The 24,928-nt window shown below is 64.5% G+C and carries 24 protein-coding genes; 13 read left to right on the top strand and 11 right to left on the bottom strand.

From position 1 onward, the window contains the following. Positions 1-15 precede the first annotated feature (15 nt). The 6 genes from JOD78_RS24815 to JOD78_RS24790 form a co-directional block, all read right to left on the bottom strand. Positions 16-849, bottom strand: coding sequence for an ABC transporter ATP-binding protein (locus JOD78_RS24815; protein WP_204727028.1), 834 nt, complete (start codon positions 847-849; stop codon positions 16-18). Beyond that, positions 846-2,636 carry a branched-chain amino acid ABC transporter ATP-binding protein/permease gene (locus tag JOD78_RS24810; protein WP_051057370.1) on the bottom strand — a complete coding sequence of 597 codons (1,791 nt, stop codon included), beginning with the start codon at positions 2,634-2,636 and terminating at the stop codon, positions 846-848. The genes JOD78_RS24815 and JOD78_RS24810 overlap by 4 nt, the downstream gene beginning before the upstream one ends. Positions 2,637-2,646: 10 nt before the next feature. Beyond that, a complete protein-coding gene (locus tag JOD78_RS24805; protein WP_209569332.1) occupies positions 2,647-3,699 on the bottom strand; it encodes a branched-chain amino acid ABC transporter permease in 1,053 nt (350 codons plus the stop codon). Positions 3,700-3,855: 156 nt separating this feature from the next. Next, on the bottom strand, positions 3,856-5,916 hold the full coding sequence (gene paaZ, locus JOD78_RS24800) for a phenylacetic acid degradation bifunctional protein PaaZ (protein ID WP_209569334.1): 2,061 nt from the start codon (positions 5,914-5,916) through the stop codon (positions 3,856-3,858). Between the two features lie 72 nt (positions 5,917-5,988). After that, positions 5,989-7,134 (bottom strand): ABC transporter substrate-binding protein, encoded by a 1,146-nt coding sequence (locus tag JOD78_RS24795; RefSeq protein WP_204727025.1) that lies wholly within the window; start codon positions 7,132-7,134, stop codon positions 5,989-5,991. A 72-nt stretch (positions 7,135-7,206) separates the two neighbouring features. Then, complete coding sequence (locus JOD78_RS24790; RefSeq protein ID WP_039786324.1) at positions 7,207-7,827, bottom strand: TetR/AcrR family transcriptional regulator; 621 nt, start codon at positions 7,825-7,827, stop codon at positions 7,207-7,209. A 585-nt stretch (positions 7,828-8,412) separates the two neighbouring features. On the opposite strand from JOD78_RS24790, the gene JOD78_RS24785 reads away from it, so the two are divergent. The 13 genes from JOD78_RS24785 (at position 8,413) to JOD78_RS24725 (ending at position 20,842) form a co-directional block, all read left to right on the top strand. Continuing rightward, the gene (locus JOD78_RS24785; protein WP_134136913.1) at positions 8,413-9,015 is read left to right on the top strand and encodes a phenylacetic acid degradation protein PaaY; all 603 of its coding nucleotides are present in this window, start codon (positions 8,413-8,415) and stop codon (positions 9,013-9,015) included. Positions 9,016-9,143: 128 nt separating this feature from the next. Then, complete coding sequence (gene paaA, locus JOD78_RS24780) at positions 9,144-10,130, top strand: 1,2-phenylacetyl-CoA epoxidase subunit PaaA (RefSeq protein WP_039786318.1); 987 nt, start codon at positions 9,144-9,146, stop codon at positions 10,128-10,130. Between the two features lie 93 nt (positions 10,131-10,223). After that, on the top strand, positions 10,224-10,508 hold the full coding sequence (gene paaB / locus JOD78_RS24775) for a 1,2-phenylacetyl-CoA epoxidase subunit PaaB (protein WP_008332574.1): 285 nt from the start codon (positions 10,224-10,226) through the stop codon (positions 10,506-10,508). Positions 10,509-10,520: 12 nt separating this feature from the next. Beyond that, a complete protein-coding gene (paaC, locus tag JOD78_RS24770; RefSeq protein ID WP_204727024.1) occupies positions 10,521-11,273 on the top strand; it encodes a 1,2-phenylacetyl-CoA epoxidase subunit PaaC in 753 nt (250 codons plus the stop codon). Next, complete coding sequence (paaD, locus tag JOD78_RS24765) at positions 11,270-11,803, top strand: 1,2-phenylacetyl-CoA epoxidase subunit PaaD (protein WP_121040454.1); 534 nt, start codon at positions 11,270-11,272, stop codon at positions 11,801-11,803. The genes paaC and paaD overlap by 4 nt, the downstream gene beginning before the upstream one ends. A 36-nt stretch (positions 11,804-11,839) precedes the next feature. Next, positions 11,840-12,910: a 1,2-phenylacetyl-CoA epoxidase subunit PaaE gene (gene paaE, locus JOD78_RS24760; RefSeq protein ID WP_121040456.1), complete on the top strand. Its 1,071-nt coding sequence runs from the start codon at positions 11,840-11,842 to the stop codon at positions 12,908-12,910. Between the two features lie 61 nt (positions 12,911-12,971). Then, positions 12,972-13,763, top strand: coding sequence for a 2-(1,2-epoxy-1,2-dihydrophenyl)acetyl-CoA isomerase PaaG (paaG, locus tag JOD78_RS24755; RefSeq protein WP_121040458.1), 792 nt, complete (start codon positions 12,972-12,974; stop codon positions 13,761-13,763). Between the two features lies 1 nt (position 13,764). Then, a complete protein-coding gene (locus tag JOD78_RS24750; protein WP_134136923.1) occupies positions 13,765-15,303 on the top strand; it encodes a 3-hydroxyacyl-CoA dehydrogenase in 1,539 nt (512 codons plus the stop codon). Next, the gene (gene paaI, locus JOD78_RS24745; protein WP_121040462.1) at positions 15,296-15,784 is read left to right on the top strand and encodes a hydroxyphenylacetyl-CoA thioesterase PaaI; all 489 of its coding nucleotides are present in this window, start codon (positions 15,296-15,298) and stop codon (positions 15,782-15,784) included. Before JOD78_RS24750 ends, paaI begins: the two co-directional genes overlap by 8 nt. 35 nt (positions 15,785-15,819) lie before the next feature. After that, a complete protein-coding gene (gene paaK, locus JOD78_RS24740) occupies positions 15,820-17,160 on the top strand; it encodes a phenylacetate--CoA ligase PaaK (protein ID WP_121040464.1) in 1,341 nt (446 codons plus the stop codon). Between the two features lie 41 nt (positions 17,161-17,201). Beyond that, positions 17,202-18,404 carry a 3-oxoadipyl-CoA thiolase gene (gene pcaF, locus JOD78_RS24735; protein ID WP_121040466.1) on the top strand — a complete coding sequence of 401 codons (1,203 nt, stop codon included), beginning with the start codon at positions 17,202-17,204 and terminating at the stop codon, positions 18,402-18,404. Between the two features lie 198 nt (positions 18,405-18,602). After that, entirely contained in the window at positions 18,603-19,502 is a 900-nt protein-coding gene (locus JOD78_RS24730) for an SAM-dependent methyltransferase (RefSeq protein ID WP_209569336.1), read from the top strand. A gap of 221 nt (positions 19,503-19,723) precedes the next feature. Beyond that, on the top strand, positions 19,724-20,842 hold the full coding sequence (locus JOD78_RS24725) for a sensor domain-containing diguanylate cyclase (RefSeq protein WP_034330685.1): 1,119 nt from the start codon (positions 19,724-19,726) through the stop codon (positions 20,840-20,842). Between the two features lie 8 nt (positions 20,843-20,850). Here the strand turns inward: JOD78_RS24725 and JOD78_RS24720 are convergent, their stop codons facing one another. The 5 genes from JOD78_RS24720 to JOD78_RS24700 form a co-directional block, all read right to left on the bottom strand. Then, positions 20,851-21,738, bottom strand: a complete 888-nt coding sequence (locus JOD78_RS24720) for a DMT family transporter (RefSeq protein WP_209569337.1) — start codon at positions 21,736-21,738, stop codon at positions 20,851-20,853. A 201-nt stretch (positions 21,739-21,939) separates the two neighbouring features. Next, complete coding sequence (locus JOD78_RS24715; RefSeq protein WP_034330680.1) at positions 21,940-22,200, bottom strand: YfhL family 4Fe-4S dicluster ferredoxin; 261 nt, start codon at positions 22,198-22,200, stop codon at positions 21,940-21,942. Between the two features lie 83 nt (positions 22,201-22,283). Beyond that, the gene (coaD, locus tag JOD78_RS24710; RefSeq protein ID WP_006461533.1) at positions 22,284-22,766 is read right to left on the bottom strand and encodes a pantetheine-phosphate adenylyltransferase; all 483 of its coding nucleotides are present in this window, start codon (positions 22,764-22,766) and stop codon (positions 22,284-22,286) included. Between the two features lie 36 nt (positions 22,767-22,802). Further along, positions 22,803-23,474 carry a 16S rRNA (guanine(966)-N(2))-methyltransferase RsmD gene (gene rsmD, locus JOD78_RS24705; protein WP_121040472.1) on the bottom strand — a complete coding sequence of 224 codons (672 nt, stop codon included), beginning with the start codon at positions 23,472-23,474 and terminating at the stop codon, positions 22,803-22,805. 95 nt (positions 23,475-23,569) lie between these two features. Continuing rightward, complete coding sequence (locus tag JOD78_RS24700; protein WP_209569339.1) at positions 23,570-24,892, bottom strand: pitrilysin family protein; 1,323 nt, start codon at positions 24,890-24,892, stop codon at positions 23,570-23,572. Between the last annotated feature and the right edge of the window lie 36 nt (positions 24,893-24,928).

The raw sequence follows: 24,928 nt of genomic DNA, 5'->3' as shown, positions 1-24,928 counted from the left end.
CGGGCAACTGGTCCGCTAGGAAACCGCGCTGCGCTGAATCAGCTCCACCGGCTCCCGCGCCACCCCCAGATAACTCTCCACAATCTTCTTGTCCGCCGCCAGCACCCCCGCCGGCCCTTCACAAACGATCTCCCCCATCTCCAGCACATACCCGTAATCAGCCACCTGCAAGGCCGCCCGCGCATTCTGCTCCACCAGCAAGGTGGCCACGCCGGTGCTGCGCAACTGGCTGATGATGGAAAGAATTTCCTTGGTGATCAACGGGGCCAGCCCCAAACTGGGTTCATCCAGCATCAGCACCTGCGGCTTGGCCATCAAGGCGCGCCCCACCGCCAGCATCTGGCGTTCACCACCGGACAAGGTCCCGGCCGCCTGCTTGCGCCGCTCCTTCAAACGCGGGAACAAGGCATAGACAAACTCCTGCTGATCCAGATAGCCGGACTCGCCATTGCGCCGCCGCTTGTACGCACCCAAGAGCAGATTGTCCTCCACGCTCATGGACGTAAACAATTCACGCTTTTCCGGCACCAGCGACAGCCCGCGCGCCACGCGCTCCTCCACCTCCATCTGGCTCACGTCCTCGCCCTGGAAAGCGATCCGCCCGCTGGCCGCCGCCCCCGCCGGCATGGCGCCCATCATGGCATTGAGCAAGGTCGACTTGCCCGCGCCATTGGGCCCGATGACGGTGACGATCTGCCCGGCCCGCAGCGACAGCGCGGCCTCGGTCAAGGCCGCCACCTTGCCATAGCGCGCCGAGAGCCCGCTGACTTCCAGCAACAGCGGCGCACTCGCCGCACGCACTTCAGATTCCACGCTGGCAGGGTTCATCATGGTCGCGGCGGTCATCATTGGGCTCCTCCCAGATAGGCTTCCAGCACCGCCGGGTGGACCTGGATCTGGGCCGGCGTGCCCTCGGCAATCTTGGTGCCGAATTCCATGACCACGATGTGGTCCGTCAATTGCATCACGAAGTCCATGTCGTGCTCCACCAGCAGCACCGCCATGCCCTCGCCACGCAGCTTGTCCAGCAATGCCGCCAGCGCCTGCTTCTCCTTCAGGCGCAGACCGGCCGCCGGTTCATCCAGCAACAACAGCGCCGGATCACAGCACAGCGCGCGTGCAATCTCCAGAATGCGCTGCTGGCCCAGGGCCAGGCTGCCCGCAGGCCGGTCAATCAGATCGCCCAGGCCGACACGCTCCAGCTGCCGCCGCGCCTCACTGAGAATGCGCGCTTCCTCCTTGCGATTGGCCCGCGCCAGGCTGGCCAGGATGCCGCGCTGGGGCGCGAACTCGCCGCGCCGGAACGCGCCCATGGCCGCGTTCTCCAGCACGCTCATGCCCGGTACCAGCCGCACGTGCTGGAAAGTACGCGCAATGCCACGGCTGGAGATCTCGCGCGAGGACAAGCCCGCCAGCGACTGCCCGCGATAATTGAGCTTGCCGCTGGTAATGGAGAGCACACCGGTCACCAGGTTGAAGGTGGTCGACTTGCCCGCGCCATTGGGTCCGATCAGTCCCACGATCTCCCCGGCCTTCACCGAAAAGCTCACATCATTGACCGCCACCAGTCCACCGAACTGCTTGCGCGCCGCCTCCACTTCGAGGATCACTTCGCCCCGCGCTGGCTTGGGAATCTGCGTCAATGGCGCAGCATCCGCCGGCAGCTGACGCGGCAGGCGACGCCCGAATCGCGCCTGCAGACGCGGCCACAAGCCCTCGTTGGCGAACTGCAAAAAGATCACCAGCGCGATGCCGAAGACGATGGCCTCGAAATTGCCGCCCGTGCCCAGCACCCCCGGCAACCACTCCTGCAGGAAATTGCTCAGCACCGCCAGCAGGCCCGCACCGAGGATCGCTCCCCACACATGGCCGGCACCACCGACGACCACCATCAGCAAATAGTCGATGCCGTATTTCAAACCGAAGGGCGTGGGATTGACCGCCTGTTGCAGGTGCGCGTAGAGCCATCCGGAAATGCCCGCCAGCACGGCCGCGTAGACGAAGATGACGATCTTCAGCCGCGCCGTATCGACCCCCATGGCCTCCGGCATGACGGTGCCGAACTTGAGCGCGCGCACCGCGCGCCCCGCACGCGAATCGAGGAAATTGACCACCGATACCAGCGCCAGGATCACCACGGCCCAGATCAGCAGATACATCGAGGCCCCGTTGCCGAAGGTGAACTGGCCGATGGAAATCGGCGGGATACCGTTGATGCCGTCATGCTTGCCCAGCATCTCCAGGTTGCCGAACAGGTAGTACAGCGACAGGCCCCAGGCAATCGTGGACAGCGGCAGATAATGGCCGGAGATGCGCATGGTGAGCGTGCCGATCAGGAAAGCCGACAAGCCGGTCAGCCCGATCCCCGCCAGCAATCCAAGCCAAGGAGATAGCCCGAACTGCGTCGTGAGATACGCAGTGGTGTAGGCACCGATGCCGACGAAAGCCGCCTGCCCGAACGAGATCAATCCCGCCACGCCGGTCAGCAGCACCAGCCCCAGCGCGACGATGGCATACAGGCCCACATAGGACAGCAGCGTGACCCAGAACGGCGCCAAGCCCAATTGCGGCAGTACCAGCACGATGGCGAAGAACAGCACCGGCAAGGCGGCGCGATGCGATGTGAATGCAGTCATGGCGGCGTCCTCAGGCTTCTTCGTCGATGTGGTGGCTGGTCAGCGAACGCCACAGCAGAATGGGGATGATCACCGTGAAGACGATCAGCTCCTTGAAGGCACTGGCCCAGAAGGAGGAAAAACTCTCGATCAGCCCGACCGACACCGAGCCCAATGCCGCAATCGGATAACTCGCCAGTCCGCCGAAGATGGCCCCCACAAAGCCTTTCAGGGCGATGATGAAACCGGACTCATAGTTGACGATGGTGAAGGGCGCAATCAGGATCCCGCACAGCGCACCGATCCCAGCCGACATCGCGAAGGACAGCTTGCCTGCCTGATTGATGCCCACCCCCACCAGCCGCGCACCCAGACGATTGACGGCAGTCGCGCGCAGGGCTTTGCCGGTCAGCGTGCGTTCGAAGAAGACGTAGATCACGGCGATCAGGGCCGCCACCGTCACCAGCACGATCACGCTCTGGCCCGAGACCGGGCTCTCACCCAGAGTGAATTGCATCTCGGTGAAGGGCTTGGTGTTGGTCCCCTCGGGGCCGAACATCAACAGTCCCAATCCGACCATGGCCAGATGCACACCGAGTGAGACGATCAGCAGCACCAGCACGCTCGAATGCGCCAGCGGCTGGTAAGCCACGCGATAGATCATGGGCCCCATCGGCACCACGATCAGCAGCGTCAGCAGGATCTGCCAGGGCATGGCCAGCGCTTGCAGGTCCACGTAGCGCGTCAGTGCGTAGAGCACCAGCGGCAGGCCGATGTGCATCGCCAGCAGCGACGGCAGGCGGCGCAGAAAACGCGCGCGCGTTGGGGCCAGGCGCAGCGCGGTGCCGCCTTCACCGGCCAGCGTCACACCGCCCAGCGCCACCAGCAGCAAGGCGGTGCCGGGGGCCTGCCCGTTCTGGATGGCCGCCAGAGTCAATGCGCCGAAGGCGACGAACTCGCCCTGCGGCAGGAAAATCACCCGTGTCACTGAAAACACCAGGACCAGCGCCAGCGACAGCAGCGCATAGATCGCGCCGGTCGTGACGCCGTCCTGGATCAGCACGGTCAGAATGCTGGTATCCACTTGTCTCCTCCTGTTGATGCCGGCCGCCGCAGATCGGGCTGCGACTGGCCGGGATAGGCCCGGTTCTTGTCAGAGATGAACCTTTGGGGCTGCTTTCTTGTGTCTGGCGCGGAATACCGGATGGAGCATGAAGCTTTCTGCAAAAAACCGGATGGCTCAAGCCTGCGGCTTCTTCGCCACCAGGGTCAGGATGTCGTAGGACGCCACCAGCTCGCCGTCCTGGTTGCTCACCTCCACATCCCAGGCCACCACGCCCTGCCCCTGGCCGTTGGCATCCTTCTTGTTGCGGTCGATCTTGCGCTTGCAGGTCAGGCGCGCCGAGATGGTGTCGCCGATGCCCACCGGCTTGACGAAGCGCAGCGTATCGAGTCCGTAGTTGGCCAGCACCGGACCCGGCGCCGGCGAGACGAACAGGCCGGCCGCTGCCGACAGCACGAAGTAGCCATGCGCGATGCGCTTGCCGAACGGCGACTGGCGTGCCGAGATGTCGTCGAAGTGCATGTAGAAATGGTCGCCCGAGAGGCAACCGAAATTGACGATGTCGGCTTCGGTGACGGTACGGCGGTGCGTAGCCAGCGAGTCGCCGATCTGCAGGTCCTCGAAGTAGTGGCGGAAGGGATGGATATCCGATTCGCGCACCTTCGCGCCCCGCACGTGTTCGCCCACGACTGCGGCCAGCATGGTCGGTGAACCCTGCACCGCCGTGCGTTGCAGGTAGTGCTTCACGGCGCGCGAGCCGCCCAGTTCCTCACCGCCACCGGCGCGGCCAGGACCACCGTGCTTGAGCTGCGGCAGGGGCGAGCCGTGGCCGGTGGATTCCGGAGCCGCTTCGCGATCGAGCACCAGCAGGCGGCCATGCCATGCAGCCGCTACAGGAATGGCGCGCGCGGCCACCGATGGACTGCGCGTGACCAGGCTGGCCACCAGGCTGCCGCGTCCGCGTGCGGCCAGCGCCAGGGCTTCATCGAGATCGTCATAGGGCATGAGCGTGCTGACCGGACCGAAGGCTTCCACTTCATGCACCGGGCTGCCGGCGGAGGTATCGCGTGCCAGCAGCAGGGTCGGCGCGAAGAACGCGCCCTCGCCCACGCCTTCGCCTTGCGGCCGGAAGCTGCTGCCGGCGCCCAGGATCAGCTCGGCACTTTGTTTCAGCAAGGCCACGCGCTCTTCCACATCGCGCTGTTGTGCGCGTGAGGCCAGCGGTCCCATGCGCACCGACTCCAGCGCAGGGTCACCGATCACGGTCTTCGACAGGCGCGCGACGAGTTTTTCCGAAATTGCATCTAAGTGCTGGCGCGGCACGATCGCGCGGCGAATGGCCGTGCATTTCTGGCCGGCCTTGGTGGTCATCTCGCGCGCCACCTCCTTGACGAAGAGATCGAATTCCTCATCGTCGGCATTGACGTCAGGGCCAAGAATCGCGCAGTTCAGCGAATCGGCTTCGGCATTGAAGGGAATGGAATTCGCAATCAGGTTCGGATGCGCACGCAGCTTGGCCGCCGTATCGGCCGAGCCGGTAAAGGTCACCACGTCCTGCGCCTGCAGGCGATCGAGCAGGTCGCCGGTGCTGCCGATGACCAGTTGCAGGCTGCCTTCGGGCAGCAGGCCCGATTGCTGGATCAGGCGCACTGCCGCTTCGGCCAGATAGCTGGTGGCGGTGGCGGGCTTGACGATGCAGGGCATGCCGGCCAGGAAGGTCGGGGCGAATTTTTCCAGCATGCCCCAGACCGGGAAATTGAACGCATTGATGTGCACCGCTACGCCTCCACGCGGCACCAGGATGTGCGTCCCGGCGAAGCGGCCCTGCTTGCCCAGCGAGATGGCCGGGCCTTCGTGGACCAGGTTGGACGAGGGGAATTCATTGGTGCCGATGCTGGCATAGGTGAACAGCGTGCCGCTGCCGCCTTCGATGTCGATCCAGCTGTCGGTGCGGGTCGCGCCCGTGTGGGCGGAGACGGCGTAGAGCGTTTCCTTGTGCTCGACCAGGAACTTGGCCAGCGCCTTGAGGATCGCTGCACGTTGCTGGAAGTCCAGCTGCATCAGCGCCGGCAGGCCCTTCTTGCGGGCGTGCTCCAGCGCTTCGCCGAAGTCGATGGATTCCTGGTGGGTGCTGGCGACGGTGTGGCCATTGACTGCGCTGTGCAGTGCCTGGGCCGGGCTTTCACCGAACCAGCGGCCGGCGATGAAACTCTGGAGCAGAGGGGGACGGGCGGACATCGAAAACTCCTGTAGGCAGGGTGAACGCTGCGCTGCGGGCAATGCAGCCACGCAGCGCCGGACAAAGGGGGATCAGGGCTGGTACTGCCAGGCGCCATCAACGATCTTGACCATCACCGAAGCACGCTGGTCCAGGCCCAGGTGATCGGTGGCCGACATGTTGTAGACGCCATGTACACCGGTGACTTCCTTGGTGGCTTCCAGCGCATCGCGCAGGGCGGCGCGGAATTCCGGCGTGCCCGGCTTGCCGCGTTTCAACGCCACCGGAATGGCCGACTGCAGCAGCACGCCCGCATCCCAGGCATAGCCGCCGAAGAGCGAGACGCTGTCCTTGCCGTGCGCCGCTTCATACTTGGCGGTGTAGTCCAACGCCACCTTGCGGATGGGGTTGGCCGCAGGAAGCTGCGCCGCTACCAGCACGGGGCCGGCCGGCAGCAGGGTGCCGTCGAGCATCTTGCCGCCCACGCGCAGGAAGTCGGCATTGGCCACGCCGTGGGTCTGGTAGATCTGGCCCTTGAAGCCGCGCTCCTTCAAGGCACGCTGCGGCACCACGGCCGGGGTGCCGGAGGCGGCGATGAGGATGGCATCCGGCTTGGCCGCCACCAGTTTCAAGGCTTGCGCGGTGGCCGAGGTATCGTTGGGGGCGAAGCGTTCATTGGCCACCAGCTCCAGTTTCTTGAGGCCGGCGGCCTTCTTGAATTCTTCGTACCAGCCTTCGCCATAGGCGTTGGAATAACCGATGAAGGCAATGCGCTGGTAGCCGCGCGCCACCATGTCCTTGGCGATGGCCAGCGACATCATGATGTCGTTCTGCGGGGTCTTGAAGACCCACTTCTTCTTGGCGTCCATGGGCTCGACGATGCGCGCGGCGGCGGCCAGCGAGATCATCGGCGTCTGCGCTTCGGCGGCCACTTCGATCATCGAGATCGAGTTGGGGCTCACCGACGAACCGACGATCACATCCACATTGTTTTCGGAGACGAAGCGGCGTGCGTTCTTGACCGCCTGCGTGGTGTCGGAGGCGTCATCGAGGACGATGTAGTTGATCTTCTGCCCGCCGATGGTGGCAGGCAGAAGTGCGATGGTGTTTTTTTCGGGGATGCCCAGCGAAGCGGCCGGGCCGGTGGTGGATACGGTGACGCCGACGTTGATGTCGGCGTGTGCGACGAGCGCGCAGCCGGCCAAAGCCAGCGCCAGCAAAGGGCGAGCAAACTGCATGGAGGTCTCCTTGATGATTTTGTCATTGTGGTGCTGCATGCCTGCAATGACGCTACCGATCAAGGGCTCACGTCATCGTTTCTTCTTCCCGGTGCCTTCCAGGCTGACGGCACCGATTCCGCCAAACAACAAATCGGACACGACCACGGCCATGCGTTCATGGGTCAGTTCGCCATCGGGCTTCAACCACATGAACATCCAGTTGATCATGCCGAACAACAGCATGGCCAGCGGCTTGGCCATGCGGCTGCGATCCAGTTCCGGCCGCACCGCGCACATGGCCTCGGCCACCGCCTTGACCACCTTGCGCTCGCCGGTGAGGATGCGCTTCTGGTCTCCCGGTTCCAGGAAACGCACGTCCTCGGTCAGGACGCGATGCTCGTTCTGGGCATCGCGGTATTCCTCCACGAAGCGCTGGATCAGCAGGCGCAAGCGCGGCTCGGGGTCCAGCTCCTGCTGCGCGACTTCATCGACCAGCGCACAGAGGCGATCGATGTGGTCTTCGCAGATGTGCATCAGCAACTGGTGCTTGTCGGCAAAGTAGTGATACAGCGACGCCTTGGACAGGCCACACGCCAGCGCCACCTCATTCATCGATGTGCCCACGAAACCATTGCGCGCGAACAGGGCTGCCGCCTGTTCGATAATGGTCTCGCGCTGGTTGTCGTATCCCGCTGCTCGCTTGCGTGGCATAAATGCTTCCTCGTCGATATTTCCGCAAAGTCATGATTGTGCCGTAAATCAAAACTCTTACGAAACATCTATCGGAGACATCCTGTTCTGCCAGCCTCCCTGCCCTGCCCAGGGCCTGTTCCCATTCAATCTGCGAGATGCGTTGCCCCCAGAAGGCGTGGTGGCAAGGCGCGCGTCAGGGCTGGTGGTGGTGCCACCAGCCCTGACGTGCAACGCGGCCAGCACGCCTTCTGGGGGCAACCCTCCGGGAGAGGCCGCCAAGCGTCGCCTGCCGTTGTTGCAGCTCCTTGCCGTGGCACCACCACGGCGCGTCGCTGCGCCTAGGCAGTCAACGCTTGGCGACCTCTCGCACTCGCAGATTGAATGGGAACAGGCCCCTGACTTCCCTGCGTCCTCAACACGGTCAGAAAAAATCTTCAAAACATTATTGACCAACCGGTCGGTCGAAATTATTATTCCTCAAAAAACAGCGGCAGGCAAATGCTTTTTTCCATGCGTTTCAACCGGGAAAGACAAGCAAAGTTCAGCACGCTGCAACCACAAGCTGCTGGCGCCTGCAGTGAAAGCGCCGGCCAAGGAGACGCTGTGCCCTGTTACTCGATCGAAGGCGTGATCCCGGTGGTCGACCCGGCCGCCTATGTCCATCCCACGGCGGTGCTGATTGGCGACGTCATCGTCGGTCCCGATTGCTACGTCGGCCCGGCCGCCTGCCTGCGCGGCGACTTCGGCCGCATCGTGCTGGAACGCGGCGCCAACGTACAGGACACCTGCGTGGTGCACGGCTTCCCCGGCCATGCGACGGTGGTGGGCGAGAACGGCCACATCGGCCACGGTGCGGTGCTGCACAGCTGCACCGTCGAACGCGATGCGCTGGTGGGCATGAATGCGGTGGTGATGGATGAGGCAGTGGTGGGCGCACAGTCCATCGTGGCGGCCTGCGCCTTCGTGCGCGCCGGCATGCAGATTCCCGCGCGCACCCTGGTGGCCGGTTTGCCGGCCAAGGTGGTGCGCGACCTGACGGAAGAAGAGATGGCCTGGAAACGGGCCGGTACCGAGACGTATCACGACCTCGCCAAGCGCAGCCTGAAGAGCCTGCGGGAGGTCAGCCCCCTGGCGCAGATCGAAGAGAACCGGCCGACCCTGGCCGCGCCCTTCGTCGAACCGCTGATCGCGGCCAGACGGGCTTAGCAGACGGCTGCACATTTTTTTCAGTTTCAAGATTCACGCTTACACCTCACGCAGACGCAGGGCCGGTCCCTGCGGCAAGGACCGTGTTCGTCCTGCCTCCGCGTGATCCACCTTCATGGAGAAGCAGCATGTATGCACAACTCGTAGAAACCGGACTGGCCAAGGTGCGCAGCGCCGATGACATGTCCCCCGAAGAACAGGCTTTCCAGGCGCGCATCGATGCGGGCGTCAAGATCGAGCCCAAGGACTGGATGCCCGAGGCCTATCGCAAGACGCTGGTGCGCCAGATCTCGCAGCACGCCCACTCGGAAATCGTCGGCCAGCTGCCCGAGGCCAACTGGGTCACGCGCGCCCCGACCCTGGAGCGCAAGGCCATCCTGCTGGCCAAGATCCAGGACGAAGCCGGGCACGGCCTCTACCTCTACAGCGCGGCAGAAACCCTGGGCGTGTCGCGCGATGCGCTGCTGGGCGACCTGCATTCCGGCAAGGCCAAGTACTCCAGCATCTTCAACTATCCGACCCTGAGCTGGGCCGACATGGGGGCCATTGGCTGGCTGGTGGATGGCTCGGCCATCATCAACCAGATCCCGCTGTGCCGCTGCTCCTATGGTCCCTATTCGCGCGCCATGGTGCGCGTATGCAAGGAGGAATCCTTCCACGCCCGCCAGGGGTACGACATCATGCTGGCGCTGTGCCGTGGCACGCCCGAGCAGAAGCAGATGGCGCAGGATGCGCTGAACCGCTGGTGGTGGCCGGCGCTGATGATGTTCGGTCCCTCCGATGCGGAATCGGTCAACAGCGCGCAATCGATGCAGTGGCGCATCAAGCTCTTCTCCAATGACGAACTGCGCCAGCGCATGGTCGACCAGACCATCCCGCAGATCGAATACCTGGGCCTGACCGTGCCCGACCCCGATCTCAAGTGGAACGAAGAACGTGGCCGCTACGACTTCGGTGAAATCAACTGGGATGAATTCCACAACGTCCTGCGCGGCAATGGCCCCTGCAACCGCGAACGCCTGGCCACCCGCAAGAAAGCCTATGACGACGGTGCGTGGTTCCGCGATGCGCTGGTGGCGCACGCCGACAAGCGTGCCGCGCGCAAGGCGGCGTGATTCGCCCATCGTCTGTTTCTGAATCGCTTCATCTCACAACCTGCCAGTGGCCGCCCGACATCACCGGGCGGCCCGCCAACAAGGAAACGCATCATGAGCAAGGAATGGCCTCTCTGGGAAGTCTTCATCCGCAGCCAGCACGGTCTGGCCCATAAACACGTCGGCAGCCTGCATGCCCCCGATGGCGAGATGGCCATCAACAACGCGCGCGACGTCTACACCCGCCGCAATGAAGGCGTGGGCATCTGGGTGGTGCGCGCCGCCGACATCGTCTCCTCCAGCCCCGGCGACAAGGCCCCGCTGTTCGAACCGGCCAACAGCAAGGTGTATCGCCACCCGACCTTCTTCCCCATGCCGGCTGAACTGAAGAACCTGTAAGAGGCGCGCACCATGACCCACAAAACCGATTACGTGCGACGCCTGGGCGACAACGTCCTGGTGCTCTCGCAGCGCCTCTCCGAATGGTGCGGCAAGGGCCCGGCCCTGGAAGAAGACATGGCCTTGATCAACGTCTCGCTGGACCTGATCGGCCAGGCCCGCCTGTGGCTGGCCTACGCCGCCGAACTGGAAGGTGCAGGACACAACGAAGACCAGCTGGCCTTCCTGCGCGATGCCCATCAGTTCCACAACCTGCTGCTGGTGGAGCTGCCCAATGGCAGCTATGCCGATACGCTGGCACGCCAGTTCCTCTTCGACGTGTGGCATTACTTCCTGCTTGAGGGACTCTGTGAAAGCAGCGATGCGCGCATCGCCGAGATCGCGCAGAAGTGCTTCAAGGAAGTCACCTATCACGTGCGCCGCAGTACCGACCTGATGATCCGCCTGGGTGATGGCAGCGAAGAAAGCCATCGCCGCATGCAGGACGCCATCGATGCGCTGTGGATGTACACCGGCGAACTGTTCACCACCGACGCGCTGGACCAGGCCATGCAGGCCGATGGCATCGCACCGGATCTCGCAGAACTGCAGCAGAAGTGGCAGCAGCACGTCACCGAGGTGATGCGCGAAGCCACACTGCAACTGCCAGCGTCCGGACTGTGGATGCAGAGTGGCGGCAAGCAGGGACGGCATACCGAACACCTGGGCTACCTGCTGGCGGAGATGCAGTTCCTGCAGCGCACCTATCCGGGAGCGAGCTGGTGAACGAGCTGGCCTCCCGCGCGCAGACGCTGCAGGCGAGCATCTGGGAATGGCTGGAGGCCATTCCCGATCCGGAGATTCCGGTCATCTCGGTGGTGGACCTGGGCATCGTGCGCGCCGTCGAGGTTTCCGATGACGATGCCGAGGCAGCACGCTGCACCGTGGTCATCACCCCGACCTACTCCGGCTGCCCGGCCATGGGCGTGATCGCGCAGGACATCAGCACGGCACTCAAGCAGCACGGACTGGCCGAGGTGGCCATCCGCACGCAGCTGGCACCGGCCTGGAACACCGACTGGATGAGCGAGAAAGGCCGCCGCAACCTGCAGCAATACGGCATCGCGCCCCCGGCGCAGCAGGTCATCGACATTCGCGGCATCAGTATCCGGCGACAAGCTGCACCGCAGGTGCAATGCCCGCATTGCGGTTCGATGCAGACGGTCTGCGTGAGCCAGTTCGGCTCCACCTCCTGCAAGGCGCTGTACCAGTGCAAGGACTGCCGCGAACCGTTCGATTACTTCAAGGCGCATTGAGCCGCGCTCAATGTCCCAGAACAAAGGCACAAGATCATGAGCAAATTCTATCCACTGACCATCTCGGGCGTGAAACAGGAAACGCGCGACACCATCGTGGTCTCCTTCGCCGTCCCGCCCGAATTGCAGGACACGTTTTCCTACCAGCAAGGCCAGCACCTGACACTGCGCTCGCACATCGAGGGCGAGGAATTGCGCCGCTCCTATTCGATCTGCGCGGCTACCCAGGAAAAGCAGTTGCGCGTAGCCATCAAGCGCGTGCCGGGCGGGCTGTTCTCGAACTGGGCCAATGAATCCTTTGTTCCGGGACAAAGCATCGAAGTGATGCCGCCCATGGGCCACTTCAACGTCCCGCTGGATGCGGCCAACCGCAAGCACTACCTGGCCTTTGCGGCGGGCAGCGGCATCACGCCGATGATCTCCATCATCAAGACCACCCTGCTGGCCGAGCCGCACAGCCGCTTCACGCTGGTCTATGCCAATCGCGCTTCCTCCTCGGTGATCTTCAAGGAAGACATCACCGACCTCAAGGATGCCTACCTCGAACGCCTCAACGTGATCTGGGTGATGAGCCGCGAACAGCAGGACGTGGAATTGTTCAACGGCCGCATCGACCGCAGCAAGTGCGATGCCTTCTTCGCCTCCTGGATCGATCTCAAGGACGTGGATGCCGCCTTCCTGTGCGGCCCGGAAGAAATGGTGCAGGCCGTCTCCGATTCGCTGCAGGCGCATGGCCTGCCCAAGGCGCAGATCAAGACCGAATTGTTCGCCGCCAGCGCGCCGACGCGTGCGCATGCTTCGCGCCCGGTCGTCGGCAAGAAGGAATGCGAAGTCACGGTCATCGTCGACGGCTATCACAACGTCTTCACCATGGACAAGGAAAAGGAATCCGTGCTCGACGCCGGCCTGAAGCACGGCATCGACCTGCGCTACTCCTGCAAGGGCGGCGTGTGCGCCACCTGCCGCTGCAAGGTGGTCGAGGGCAAGGTCGACATGGATGCCAACTACGCGCTCGAAGACTACGAGATCGCGCGCGGCTTCGTCCTGAGCTGCCAATCCTTCCCGGTCAGCGACAAGCTGCTGCTGGACTTCGACCAGGACAACTGAGCCAGCCACGCCCGCACGATGCGGCCCTCCCTTTGATCAGCCCCTGAACTTTCCTGAGCCCATGAGCGACTCCACCATCCTCTTCGAGAACCATGACGGCATCGCCGTCATCACCCTGAACCGCCCTGACAAGCTCAACAGCTTCACCGTGGCCATGCACCTGGAATTGCGCGAGGCCATCGCCACGCTGCAGGCCGACACCAGCGTGCGGGTGCTGCTGCTCACCGGTGCCGGTCGCGGTTTCTGTGCCGGCCAGGACCTGGGCGACCGCGCCGTCAAACCCGGCGACGGCGCCGTCGACCTGGGCGAATCCATCGACAAGTACTACGGTCCGCTGGTGAAGTCGCTGCGGGCGCTGCCCTTCCCGGTGATCTGCGCCGTCAATGGCGTGGCCGCCGGTGCGGGCGCCAACCTGCCGCTGGCCTGCGACATCGTGCTGGCCGCGCGTTCGGCCAGCTTCGTGGAAGTGTTCTGCAAGCTGGGATTGATCCCCGATACCGGCGGCACCTATTTCCTGCCGCGCCTGGTGGGCACGGCGCGCGCCATGGGCATGGCACTGCTGGGCGAGAAGATCAGCGCCGAGCAAGCCGAATGCTGGGGCCTGATCTGGAAGTGCGTGGACGACGACAAGCTCATGGAAGAAGCCTATGCCATGGCCACCCACTTCGCCCGCGCCCCGACCAAGGGCCTGGCCGCCACCAAGGCCACGCTGTATGCCAGCCCGGCCAATACGCTGCCCGAACAGCTGGACCTGGAACGCGACACCATGCGCACCCTCGGCCACAGCCGCGACTACCGCGAAGGCGTGAGCGCCTTCCTGGAAAAGCGCGCGCCGCAATTCACGGGACAATGACATGAGCGCAGCAGAGTCTCCGCACGCCCTGCCCGCCACGGCCCGCGTCGCTGTCATCGGCAGCGGCACCATGGGCGCCGGCATTGCGCAGGTGGCGGCAGTCGCCGGCCATCCGGTGCAGCTCTACGACAGCCGCGACGGTGCCGCGGCCAAGGCCATCGCCGACATCCGCGCCAGCCTCGACAAGCTGGCCAACAAGGGCAAGATCACGCACGAACAGGCGCAAGGCGCGAGCGACCGGCTGTCGGTAGCGCACGCGCTGCAGGAAATGCGCGATGCGCGCCTGGTGGTGGAAGCCATCGTCGAACAGCTGGCGGCCAAGCAGGAACTGTTCGGCAAGCTGGAAGCCATCGTCGATGCGCAGTGCATCCTGGCCAGCAATACCTCCTCGATCTCGATCACCCAGATCGCAGCCACGCTGCGCCATCCCGAACGTCTGGCCGGCATGCATTTCTTCAACCCGGTGCCGATGATGGCGCTGGTGGAAATCATCCGCGGCGTATGCAGCGATGCCACCGTGGTGCAGTGCCTGCATGACACCGCGCTGGCCTGGGGAAAGGTGCCGGTGGTGGCCGCCTCGACACCGGGCTTCATCGTCAACCGGCTGGCGCGTCCCTATTACGCCGAAGCCTTGCGCGTGCTCAATGAGCGCGGTGCGCAACCGGCGACCATCGACGCCATCCTGCGCGAGTCCGGCGGTTTCCGCATGGGGGCGTTCGAACTGATGGACCTGATCGGGCATGACGTCAATTTCGCCGTCACGCAATCGGTGTTCCAGGCGTATTTCAACGATCCTCGTTTCACGCCGTCGCTGATCCAGCAGGAGCTGGTGCACGCCGGCTTCCTCGGGCGCAAGAGCGGACGCGGTTTCTATCGCTATGGCGAGGCACCGGAAACGCCACAGCCAGTCACCGTCCCGGCATTCGGCACGCCCACGGTACCGCTGCAATTGTTCGGTACGCATCCGCTGGTGGAAGTGATCCGCGCGCGCTATCAGGGCCGCGTGGAGTACTGCGAGGCGCGCGCCGACCAGCTGCTGATGAAGGCCGGCCCCGGCCGCCTCTACATGACCGGCGGCCGCACCGCGACCCAGCAATCCTATGACTACAACATGCCCGACGTGGTGCTGGTGGACCTGGCACTGGACTATGCCACGGCCCCGCGCCTGGCCCTGACCCGCGCCGACCAGTGCCGCGACCGGGCCTGGGAGGCGGTGGCGGGCGTGCTGCAACACTGCGGCTTTGCCCTCTCGCCGCTGCAGGACGTGCCGGGCATGGTGGTCATGCGCACCGTCTGCATGCTCATCAACGAAGCGGCGGACGCCGTCAGCCAGGGCGTGTGCAGCAAGCAGGACGCCGACCTGGCCATGCAGAAGGGCGTCAACTATCCGCGCGGCCCGCTGGCCTGGGCCGATGCCATCGGCGTCGACACCGTCGCCAATGTACTGCGCCAGCTCAGTGCCACCTATGGCGAAGACCGCTACCGCGTCTCGCCCCTGCTCCAACGACTGCAAGCATCCGGGAGGAAATTCCATGAGTGAAACCGCATTGTCATTCCCATCTGCCGAGATGGATCCGCAAGCCCTGGCCGAGGCCACGGTACAGGCCATGTTCCCGCGCGACAACGCTTCCCAGGCGCTGGGCATGAGGATCCTGGAAGTCGCGCCCGGCCGCGCGCGCATGAGCATGCTGGTGCGCAGCGACATGCTCAATGGCCACGCCACCTGCCACGGCGGTTTCATCTTCGCGCTGGCCGACAGCAGCTTTGCATTTGCCTGCAACAGCCGTAATCTCAACACCGTGGCATCGGGGTGCAGCATCGAATACGTGGCACCGGCCCTGCGCAATGACGTCCTGACTGCCGAGGCACAGGAACGTACGCTGGCCGGCCGCACCGGGGTCTACGACATCACCGTGAGCAACCAGGACGGCAAGATCATCGCGCTGTTCCGGGGCAAGTCCTATCGCATCAAGGGCGAGGTGATCAGCGGACTGCCAGCGGCGCAGCAAGGCCACGCATAAAAGAACACCAATACCAACAGAGACAGGAGACCACCATGACCACCCGCACTCCACAACCCGGCGATCTGGAACCCATCGAAACCGCCAGCCGCGACGAACTGCAGGCGCTGCAGCTGCAACGCCTGAAATGGTCCTTGCAGCACGCCTATGACAACGTGGCGCACTACCGCAATGCCTTCGACCAGGCCGGCGTGCATCCGGACGATCTCAAGAGCCTGTCGGATCTGTCCAAATTTCCCTTCACCACCAAGCAGGACCTGCGCGACCACTATCCCTTCGGCATGTTTGCCGTACCGCGCGAACAGGTGGTGCGGGTGCACGCTTCCAGCGGCACCACCGGCAAGCCGACCGTGGTGGGCTATACGCAGAACGACATCGATACCTGGGCTACCGTGGTGGCGCGCTCCATTCGCGCCGCCGGCGGCCGGCGTGGCGACATCGTGCAGATTTCCTATGGCTACGGGCTCTTCACCGGCGGCCTGGGCGCGCACTATGGTGCCGAAAAACTGGGCTGCACCGTGATCCCCATGTCGGGCGGCCAGACCGAGAAGCAGGTGCAGCTCATTCGTGATTTCAAACCCAGCATCATCATGGTCACGCCCTCCTACATGCTCAACGTGATCGAGGAGTTCCAGCGCCAGGGACTGGATGCGGCGGCCAGCTCGCTGAAGGTCGGCATCTTCGGCGCCGAGCCCTGGACCGATGCCATGCGCCGCGAGATCCAGCAGCGCGCCGGCATCGATGCAGTGGACATCTACGGCCTCTCCGAAGTGATGGGGCCGGGCGTGGCCAGCGAATGCATCGAGAGCAAGGATGGCCCGGTGATCTGGGAAGACCATTTCTATCCCGAGATCATCGACCCGGATACCGGCGAAGTGCTGCCCGATGGCTCTGAAGGCGAACTGGTCTTTACCTCGCTGACCAAGGAAGCGCTGCCGATGATCCGCTACCGTACCCGCGACCTCACGCGCCTGTTGCCGCCGACCTCGCGCGCGATGCGCCGCATCGGCAAGATCACCGGACGTTCGGACGACATGCTCATCATCCGTGGCGTGAACGTGTTCCCGACCCAGATCGAGGAACTGATCCTGAAGCTGCCGCAACTGGCCCCGCAATACCAGCTGCAGATCGAACGCCACGGCCACATGGACAGCATGTGCGTCTTCGCCGAGCTGCGCGAGGATGCCTCCAACGAACACGTGGAGGCGCTGGAGAAAGAACTGCAGCACAGCATCAAGACCTATGTCGGCATTTCGACCAAGGTGACGGTGGTGCCGGCCGGCATGATCGAGCGCACCTCGGTGGGCAAGGCCAAACGCGTGATCGACCATCGCAAGAAGGCCGAAGCCGCCGCCACCTCGGCCGTTCCGGCCTGATGCCCGGCCCTGCAACCCTTGATCCAGGAAGAAAACAACTTATGGAAGCATTGATCTGTGACGCCATCCGCACGCCCTTCGGCCGCTATGGCGGTGCATTGGGCGCGGTGCGCGCCGATGACCTGGCGGCTGCGCCGATCCGCAGCCTGATGGAGCGCAACCCCGGCGTGGACTGGCGCTGCGTCGACGACATCCTTTACGGCTGCGCCAACCAGGCCGGCGAAGACAACCGCAACGTGGCCCGCATGGCCGGTCTGCTGGCCGGCTTGCCCATCGAGGTGCCGGGCACCACCCTCAACCGCCTGTGCGGCTCCAGCCTCGATGCGGTGGGCATGGCCGCACGCGCCATCAAATCGGGCGAGGTGCAGCTGATGATCGCCGGCGGCGTGGAGAGCATGACGCGCGCGCCCTTCGTGATGGGCAAGGCGGAATCGGCTTTCTCGCGCAGTGCCGCGATCTTCGATACCACCATCGGCTGGCGCTTCGTCAATCCGCTGATGAAGGCGCAGTACGGCATCGACTCGATGCCCGAGACGGCCGAAAACGTCGCCACCGATTTCAACATCAACCGGGCCGACCAGGACGCCTTTGCACTGCGCAGCCAGCAACGCTGGGCGGCAGCACAAGAGGCCGGTTTCTTCGCGGGCGAGATCGCACCGCTGGCCATCCCGCAGAAGAAGGGCGATCCGCTCATCGTCACCACCGACGAACATCCGCGCCCGGACACCACCCTGGCCACGCTGGCCAAACTGAAGGGCGTGGTGCGTCCCGATGGCACGGTCACGGCCGGCAATGCGTCCGGCGTCAACGATGGCGCCTGCGCGCTGCTGCTGGCCTCGCCCAAGGCGGCCGACCTGTATCGCCTGAAGCCGCGTGCGCGCGTGCTGGGCATGGCCACCGCCGGTGTCGCGCCGCGCATCATGGGCTTCGGCCCGGCCCCGGCAGCACGCAAGGTATTGGCGCAAGTCGGACTGACGCTGGCGCAGATGGACGTGATCGAACTCAACGAAGCCTTTGCCGCACAGGGACTGGCGGTGACGCGCGATCTGGGCTTGCCCGACGATGCCGCACACGTCAATCCGAATGGCGGTGCGATTGCCATCGGCCACCCGCTGGGGGCTTCCGGCGCGCGGCTGGTGACCACCGCGCTCAACCAGCTGGAGCGCACCGGTGGCCGGTATGCGTTGTGCACCATGTGCATCGGCGTGGGCCAGGGCATCGCGCTGGTGATCGAACGGGTGTGAGCCCATGAGACTGGCCCGTGCGCGCATGTTTGCTCGCTTGCAACATGGCGCGCACGGCAGCAGCACTTCACGAAGTGGACATCGGGATCGGGTAAAATGCCCGGCCACGGCAGGCCTTTGCCGAGCTCCGGAGCTCGCCGCCCTGCCCCCGAATCCACCCCGCCGGCCTGCGCGCCGGCCCTTCGCCAGTGCAGCATCATGAGCAAGCAAGCCAACAGCGCCCCCGGCCGCCAGCCGAACCGGGCCAAACCCACTGCCGAGAGCACCCCGCAGGCGCATGAGATCCGCCCCGGCCAGTCCATCGAACTGCTCAAGGAACTCCACATCCTCACGCGCGACGGCAAGCTGAACCAGGACAGCCGCCGCAAACTGAAACAGGTCTACCACCTCTACCAGTTCATCGAACCGCTGCTGCAGGAAGTGCTGGACGATCATCCCGACGTGAGCCTGGTCGACCATGGCGCGGGCAAATCCTATCTCGGCTTCATCCTCTACGACCTGTTCTTCAAAAGCCTGCAAGGGGCACCGCGCATCTACGGCATCGAAACGCGCGAAGAGCTGGTGCGCAAGTCCGAAGAACTGGCCGCACGCCTGGGCTTCGGCGGCATGTCCTTCCTGAACCTGTCGGTGGCCGATTCCATCACCTCGCCCAGCCTGCCGGAAAAGATTGACGTCGTCACCGCCCTGCACGCCTGCGATACCGCCACCGATGACGCCATCCATTTCGCGCTGGCCAAACAGGCGCGCTTCATCGTGCTGGTGCCGTGTTGCCAGGCCGAAGTGGCCTCGGTGCTCAATCGCAACAAGGGCAAGTCGCTTGCCAATTCGCTCACCGAGATCTGGCGCCATCCGCTGCACACGCGCGAATTCGGCAGCCAGGTCACCAACGTGCTGCGTTGCCTGCAGCTGGAAGCGCATGGCTACAAGGTCAGCGTGACCGAGCTGGTGGGCTGGGAACATTCGATGAAGAATGAGTTGATCATTGCGCAATACCGCGACCTGCCGCGCCGCCGTCCGGCCGAGCGCCTGCAGGAAGTGCTGCGCACGCTGGGTCTGGAAGAGATGGGCGAGCGCTTCTTCGCGCCCCTGGCCGCCTGAGGCGGCGCCAGCAGGCAAGCGGACGGGAACGCTTCTTGCTGGACAGGAATGACAGCGGGACGGGCTTCATTTGCCGCCGTCCCTGCCGATAACGTCGGATCGGATCACGGCAATCGCAATACAGGCAGTCAGGCCGCACGCGCGACATCGCGGCCGCAGGGAGACCGGGCAACCGGATTGGGCAAGGGGCCGGCCGGACGCCGGAAAATGCAGATGAGCACATGAAAGCCACCATCGATATGGAATCGCTGATTGCCGACAACGAGCAACTGAGGAGCGAGCTGCAGGAGCTGCTGCAGCAGGCGCACATCAACCAGTCCATCATCGAACGCCATCAGGCCTTCGACCTGAAACTGATCGGCGCCAGCGAATTCCGCGAACTGATTGACGTCATCCTGACCGTGATGCCCGGCGTGTTCAGCCTGGAGACGGTGACGCTGTCCCTGATCGATGGCGACTACGCGATCCAGCGCATCCTGCGCGACCTGCAGATCGGCGTGAACGAATTCCCCAAGCTGCTGTTCCTGAAAGCCCCGCTGCACTTCATCGACGAGGATGGCCCGCTGGACGATGAAAAACCGCGCCTGGGCCAGTACGTGCCGGCGCTGCACGGCGCGCTGTTCCCGCATTACCAGCCGGTGAGCGTGGCGGTGCTGCCGCTGGTGCGCCAGCACCGGCTGCTGGGCTACCTGTCGCTGGGCAGCGCCTATGCCGAGCGCTTCACCCGCAGCCTGGCCACCGACTTCATCCAGCGCCTGGCGACCGTGGCGGCCATCTGCCTGGAAAACGTCATCAACAACGAACGCCTCAAGCACATCGGCCTCACCGATCCGCTGACCGGCGTGAACAACCGCCGCTACATCGAGCAGCGCATGCAGGAAGAAGTGGCACGCAGCCAGCGTGACCGCTCGGCACTGTCTTGCCTGTTCATCGACATCGACCATTTCAAGCGCGTCAACGACCAGTTCGGCCACCAGAGCGGCGACGATGTGCTGCGTGAAGTGGCCGCGCGCATCAAGAAGGAACTGCGCCTGTCGGATGCGCTGGGGCGCTTCGGCGGGGAAGAGTTCGTGGTCCTGCTCACGCACGCCACGCGGGACGACGCCGCACGCATCGCCGAGCGTATCCGCGCCGGCATCTGCAGTCGTGGCGTAATGATTGAAGGCTCGCGCGATCCGCTGCGCATCAGCGCCTCCATCGGCGCGGCCTCGCTGTCACCGCCCGACCGCAGCCGTCCCGCCGCCGAGGTCAAGCAGGCCATGCTCAAGGCCGCCGACCAGGCGCTCTACCAGGCCAAGGAAGCCGGGCGCAACCGGGTCATGCTGGCACCGGCCGAATGAGCGACTGATCAGGCCGGCTGCGCCGCCACCCGGCGGTCGCGGACGATCCAGGGGGCGGCGATGATGAGTACGCCGCCGATCAGATCCTGCGGCCGCAGCTCGGCCGCGCCCAGCATCCAGGCCGAGAAGGTCGCCACCAGGATTTCGGCCAGCATGATGACGGCAGCGATGTTGGCCGGCAAACGTGCCACGCCATATTGCAGGCTCAGGTTCGATACCAGGAACAGCACCGCCCACAGCGCCACCACGGGCGCGGCCGCCACCGGCAGGGGCAGCGGCCAGGCCACCACCCCGGCCGCCGACAGCACCACGCCCAAGAGGCTGGCAAAGACCCCGCTACCCACCAGCATCGCCACCGCCCGCGTGCCATCGGAGAAACCGTGCAGGCGGCGCAACAGCACGTTGGTCACCGCAAACAGCAGGCCCGAGGCCACCGCCATCCAGTCCGGCAGGCTCTGCGGCAGCGGCAGGCCCAGGCGCGGCTGGTACAGCACGATGAAGGCGCCCCCCAATCCCAGGGCCACGCGTGCCAGCGAACGCGGGGTGATGGCTTCGTGCAGCACCAGGCGCGCCAGGATCACGGTCCACACCGGCATCAGGTAGAACAGCAGGATCACCCGCACCACGTCGCCATAGGCCACTGCCATGTTGAAGGAGGCATTGGTCAGCCCCGTGGCCAGCCCCACGCCCAGCAGGGCCGGATGGCGCCACAGCAGCGGCAGTTCGCGATGGCGCAGGGTCAGCAGCAAGAGCGCACAGCCGCTGAAGATGGCGGCCGTGGCCCAGACCGGATGCAGGCCCATGCCTTCCAGCGCGCGCGTGCCGGTCCAGGACAGGCCCCAGATGAAGGTGTTGAGCAGCAAGGCGGCGACGGCGGATTTGGGCAGGTGGTGCATGTCGTGTTCAGGAGGAGGCGCGTCAGTCAATCCGGCAGGCAAGCCAATGTACGTGCGCAGTGGCAGACGGTGGTTGGCCGGCGCTGATAGCGGGTATTAATCCAGGCTTAATGCTCCCAGCAAGGAGCATTAACAAAATCAAAATGCCGTTCAGTGCAGCACTGAACGGCATTCAATTGCAGCACGGCCGCAGCCGGACGATCAGCTGCGCTTGGCCTCGGCCTGCAGGCGTTCGTACTTGTCCATCAACTGCTCGCGGCTTTCGCGCCAGGCCGGATTGAACGGGATGCAGGCCACCGGGCAGACCTGCTGGCACTGCGGTTCCTCGAAATGGCCGACGCATTCGGTACATTTGTCCGGATCGATCTCATAGATCTGCGGCCCCATGTAGATGGCCTCGTTGGGGCATTCCGGTTCGCAGACGTCGCAGTTGATGCAATCGTCGGTAATCATCAGTGCCATTGCCGCACCTCGCTTGCTTGAAACATCATTGCACTACCTTTTGCTTGCCTGTTGCCTGGCTTGAATCCTGACCATCGCCGGCATCATTGCTTGGCGATCTTTTCCTTGAGCCACTTCTCTACCGAGGGGAACACGAACTTGGACACATCGCCGCCCAGCTGCGCAATCTCGCGCACGATGGTGCCGGAGATGAACTGGTACTGGTCGGACGGGGTCAGGAACAGCGTTTCCACGTCCGGCAGCAGGTAGCGGTTCATGCCGGCCATCTGGAATTCGTATTCGAAGTCCGAGACCGCGCGCAGGCCGCGCACGATGACGCGCGCATTGTTCTGGCGCACGAAATCCTTCAAGAGGCCCGAGAAGCTCTCCACCTGCACATTGGGATAATGCCCCAGCACTTCGTTGGCAATCGACAGGCGCTCTTCGAGCGAAAAGAAGGGCTTCTTGTTCTTGCTGTCGGCTACGCCCACGACCAGCTTGTCGAACAATCCGGAAGCGCGGCGGACCAGGTCCTCATGACCGCGCGTCAACGGATCGAATGTCCCCGGATATACAGCTGTGACCATGGTGTCTCCTCTCCGGCTATTGAATCAGAAGGCGCATTATGCCTCAATTTGGGTGCCGCTTTTGCGTTGCAATAAATGATAGAAGACCATGCCGGCCTTGTCGGCGCGGACCACTTCCCAGTCCTGCATCCATTCGGGGGCCTGCTCGCCGTCGAGCGGATATTCGGCTTCGGCATAGACCAGTCCGGAGGGCGTGAGCAAAGGCATGCAGGCTGGCAACACTTTTTCCAGCCAGCCCTGGTGATACGGCGGATCGATGAAGACCAGGCCGTAGCCCGCGGGCTCGCGCTGGGCCGCGCTCTGCACGGCGGCCAGGGCGTCGCCACGGACGATGGCCAGCTTGTCGGCCTTGAGCTTGTCGCGGTTGGCTTCCAGCTGGCGCACGGCCGGGCTGCTGTTTTCCACCATCACCACGCGGCGCGCGCCACGGCTGGCGGCTTCGAAACCGAGGGCGCCGGAGCCGGCGAAGAGATCCAGGCAGGCCACTTGCTCCCAGGCACCATCGATGAGATGGGTGATCCAGTTGAAGACGGTCTCGCGCACGCGGTCGGGCGTGGGACGCAGGCCTTCGGCGTCCAGCACCGGCAGCGGCGTGCGCTTCCACTGGCCGCCGATGATGCGCACCTGGTGCGGGCCACGGTTGACGGGCCGGGATGGCTTGCCGCCCTTGGAGGGCGCGCCATGGGAGGGGGGACTGCTCTTGCGCATGACTTTCCTTGCTGCTGACGGCGGGGCCGTCGACGGGATCGGTGGATCCCGTGATTCTCAAATGAACAAATGGACTAAACGATTTACCCGGCGATTTACTCGGCGGCTTCACCGACGATGACGGTGGACAATTCTTCCGGATGCACATGCTTGCGGAAGGCCGCACGCACATCCTGCACGCTCACCGCGCGGATGCGTTCGATCCAGTGGTCCAGGTAATCCAGCGGCAGGCCATAGAAGCCGATCACCGAGAGGTTCTCCAGCAGCTTGGCATTGCTGTCGATGCGCAGCGCGAAGCCACCGGCGAGGTTGTCCTTGGCGGCCTTCAGTTCGGCGGCGGTCGGGCCTTCCTGCAGGAATTTGTCCAGCGTGGCGCGGGTCACGTGCAGGGCTTCGGCGGTCTGCTCCTTCTTGGTCTGCAGGCCGATCTGGAACGGACCCGGCTGCGCCAGCGGCGAGAAATAACTGTAGACGCTGTAGCTGAGGCCACGCTTCTCGCGCACTTCATCGGTCAGGCGCGAGACGAAACCGCCGCCGCCCAGCACGTAGTTGCCCACCGTGAGCGCGAAGAAATCATTGTCGCCGCGCTGGATGGCCGGGGCACCGATGAGGATGTGCGATTGCGAAGCCGGATGGGCGATGCGGCGCTCCACGCCCTTGGGCGCAGCCACTTGCGGCAGGGCCGGCAAGGCGCTGCCCTGCGGCAGTTCACGCGTGAGGGCGCTGGCGATGCTGCGCGCCTGCGCTTCGGTGATGTCGCCGATCAGGGCAATCACGGCGCGGTTGGCCACGTAGTGGGCGCGATGGAAGGCCAGCAGGTCCTCACGGGTGATGGCCTGCAGACTGGCTTCGCTGGCATCGACGGCATAGGGATGGCTGCCGTAGGCGGCTTCCATGAAGGCCTTCTCGGCGATGGTTTCGGGCTTGGTCAGTTCTTCCTTCAGATTGGCGATGGCCAGCGCACGGTCACGCTCCAGGCCCGCCTGCGGGAAGGCCGGATGGGCCAGCATGCGGCCCAGCAAACCCAGCGCGGCATCGCGCTCGGCGGGCGAGGACAGGCTGCGCAGGCTCACGCCGGCACGGTCCTGCCCGGCCCCGCCATTCTGCTGGGCGGCGACATCGGCAAAGCCGTCGAGGATCTGGGCTTCGGTGAGTGCCGGCGCGCCGTTGGCGGCCTCCACGCCGCGCGTGAGGCTGGCCACGGTCAGCTCGGCCAGGCCGGCCTTGGCGGCGGGATCACGGCGCTGGCCGGCATCGAACTGCACGCTCACATCCAGCATGGGAATGGAGTGATTGGCCACGAACAGCACGCGCGCGCCATCGGGCTGGGTCCAGGACTGGATGGCCAGGGCCGCCGAGGCGGGAGCGCTGCAGAGGAAGGCCAGCGGGAGCAGCAGGAGAGGAAGAATTTTTTTCATGGAAACGGAAATCGAAAGCGACGGGGCACGCGTGAT

It is taken from the genome of Herbaspirillum sp. 1130 (assembly GCF_017833835.1).
Lineage (GTDB): Bacteria > Pseudomonadota > Gammaproteobacteria > Burkholderiales > Burkholderiaceae_D > Herbaspirillum > Herbaspirillum huttiense.
This window is presented reverse-complemented; position numbering and strand designations above follow the sequence as displayed.

Excerpts from the sequence above, each read along its gene's own strand:
- JOD78_RS24790 (WP_039786324.1), bottom strand. The coding sequence starts at position 7,827 with ATGCCACGCAAGCGAGCAGCGGGATACGACAACCAGCGCGAGACCATT.
- paaA (WP_039786318.1), top strand. The coding sequence starts at position 9,144 with ATGTATGCACAACTCGTAGAAACCGGACTGGCCAAGGTGCGCAGCGCC.
- JOD78_RS24700 (WP_209569339.1), bottom strand. The coding sequence starts at position 24,892 with ATGAAAAAAATTCTTCCTCTCCTGCTGCTCCCGCTGGCCTTCCTCTGC.
- coaD (WP_006461533.1), bottom strand. The coding sequence starts at position 22,766 with ATGGTCACAGCTGTATATCCGGGGACATTCGATCCGTTGACGCGCGGT.
- paaK (WP_121040464.1), top strand. The coding sequence starts at position 15,820 with ATGACCACCCGCACTCCACAACCCGGCGATCTGGAACCCATCGAAACC.
- rsmD (WP_121040472.1), bottom strand. The coding sequence starts at position 23,474 with ATGCGCAAGAGCAGTCCCCCCTCCCATGGCGCGCCCTCCAAGGGCGGC.
- paaB (WP_008332574.1), top strand. The coding sequence starts at position 10,224 with ATGAGCAAGGAATGGCCTCTCTGGGAAGTCTTCATCCGCAGCCAGCAC.
- paaZ (WP_209569334.1), bottom strand. The coding sequence starts at position 5,916 with ATGTCCGCCCGTCCCCCTCTGCTCCAGAGTTTCATCGCCGGCCGCTGG.
- paaC (WP_204727024.1), top strand. The coding sequence starts at position 10,521 with ATGACCCACAAAACCGATTACGTGCGACGCCTGGGCGACAACGTCCTG.
- JOD78_RS24815 (WP_204727028.1), bottom strand. The coding sequence starts at position 849 with ATGATGACCGCCGCGACCATGATGAACCCTGCCAGCGTGGAATCTGAA.
- pcaF (WP_121040466.1), top strand. The coding sequence starts at position 17,202 with ATGGAAGCATTGATCTGTGACGCCATCCGCACGCCCTTCGGCCGCTAT.
- JOD78_RS24810 (WP_051057370.1), bottom strand. The coding sequence starts at position 2,636 with ATGACTGCATTCACATCGCATCGCGCCGCCTTGCCGGTGCTGTTCTTC.
- JOD78_RS24795 (WP_204727025.1), bottom strand. The coding sequence starts at position 7,134 with ATGCAGTTTGCTCGCCCTTTGCTGGCGCTGGCTTTGGCCGGCTGCGCG.
- paaG (WP_121040458.1), top strand. The coding sequence starts at position 12,972 with ATGAGCGACTCCACCATCCTCTTCGAGAACCATGACGGCATCGCCGTC.
- JOD78_RS24725 (WP_034330685.1), top strand. The coding sequence starts at position 19,724 with ATGAAAGCCACCATCGATATGGAATCGCTGATTGCCGACAACGAGCAA.
- JOD78_RS24720 (WP_209569337.1), bottom strand. The coding sequence starts at position 21,738 with ATGCACCACCTGCCCAAATCCGCCGTCGCCGCCTTGCTGCTCAACACC.
- JOD78_RS24730 (WP_209569336.1), top strand. The coding sequence starts at position 18,603 with ATGAGCAAGCAAGCCAACAGCGCCCCCGGCCGCCAGCCGAACCGGGCC.
- JOD78_RS24750 (WP_134136923.1), top strand. The coding sequence starts at position 13,765 with ATGAGCGCAGCAGAGTCTCCGCACGCCCTGCCCGCCACGGCCCGCGTC.
- paaE (WP_121040456.1), top strand. The coding sequence starts at position 11,840 with ATGAGCAAATTCTATCCACTGACCATCTCGGGCGTGAAACAGGAAACG.
- JOD78_RS24715 (WP_034330680.1), bottom strand. The coding sequence starts at position 22,200 with ATGGCACTGATGATTACCGACGATTGCATCAACTGCGACGTCTGCGAA.
- paaI (WP_121040462.1), top strand. The coding sequence starts at position 15,296 with ATGAGTGAAACCGCATTGTCATTCCCATCTGCCGAGATGGATCCGCAA.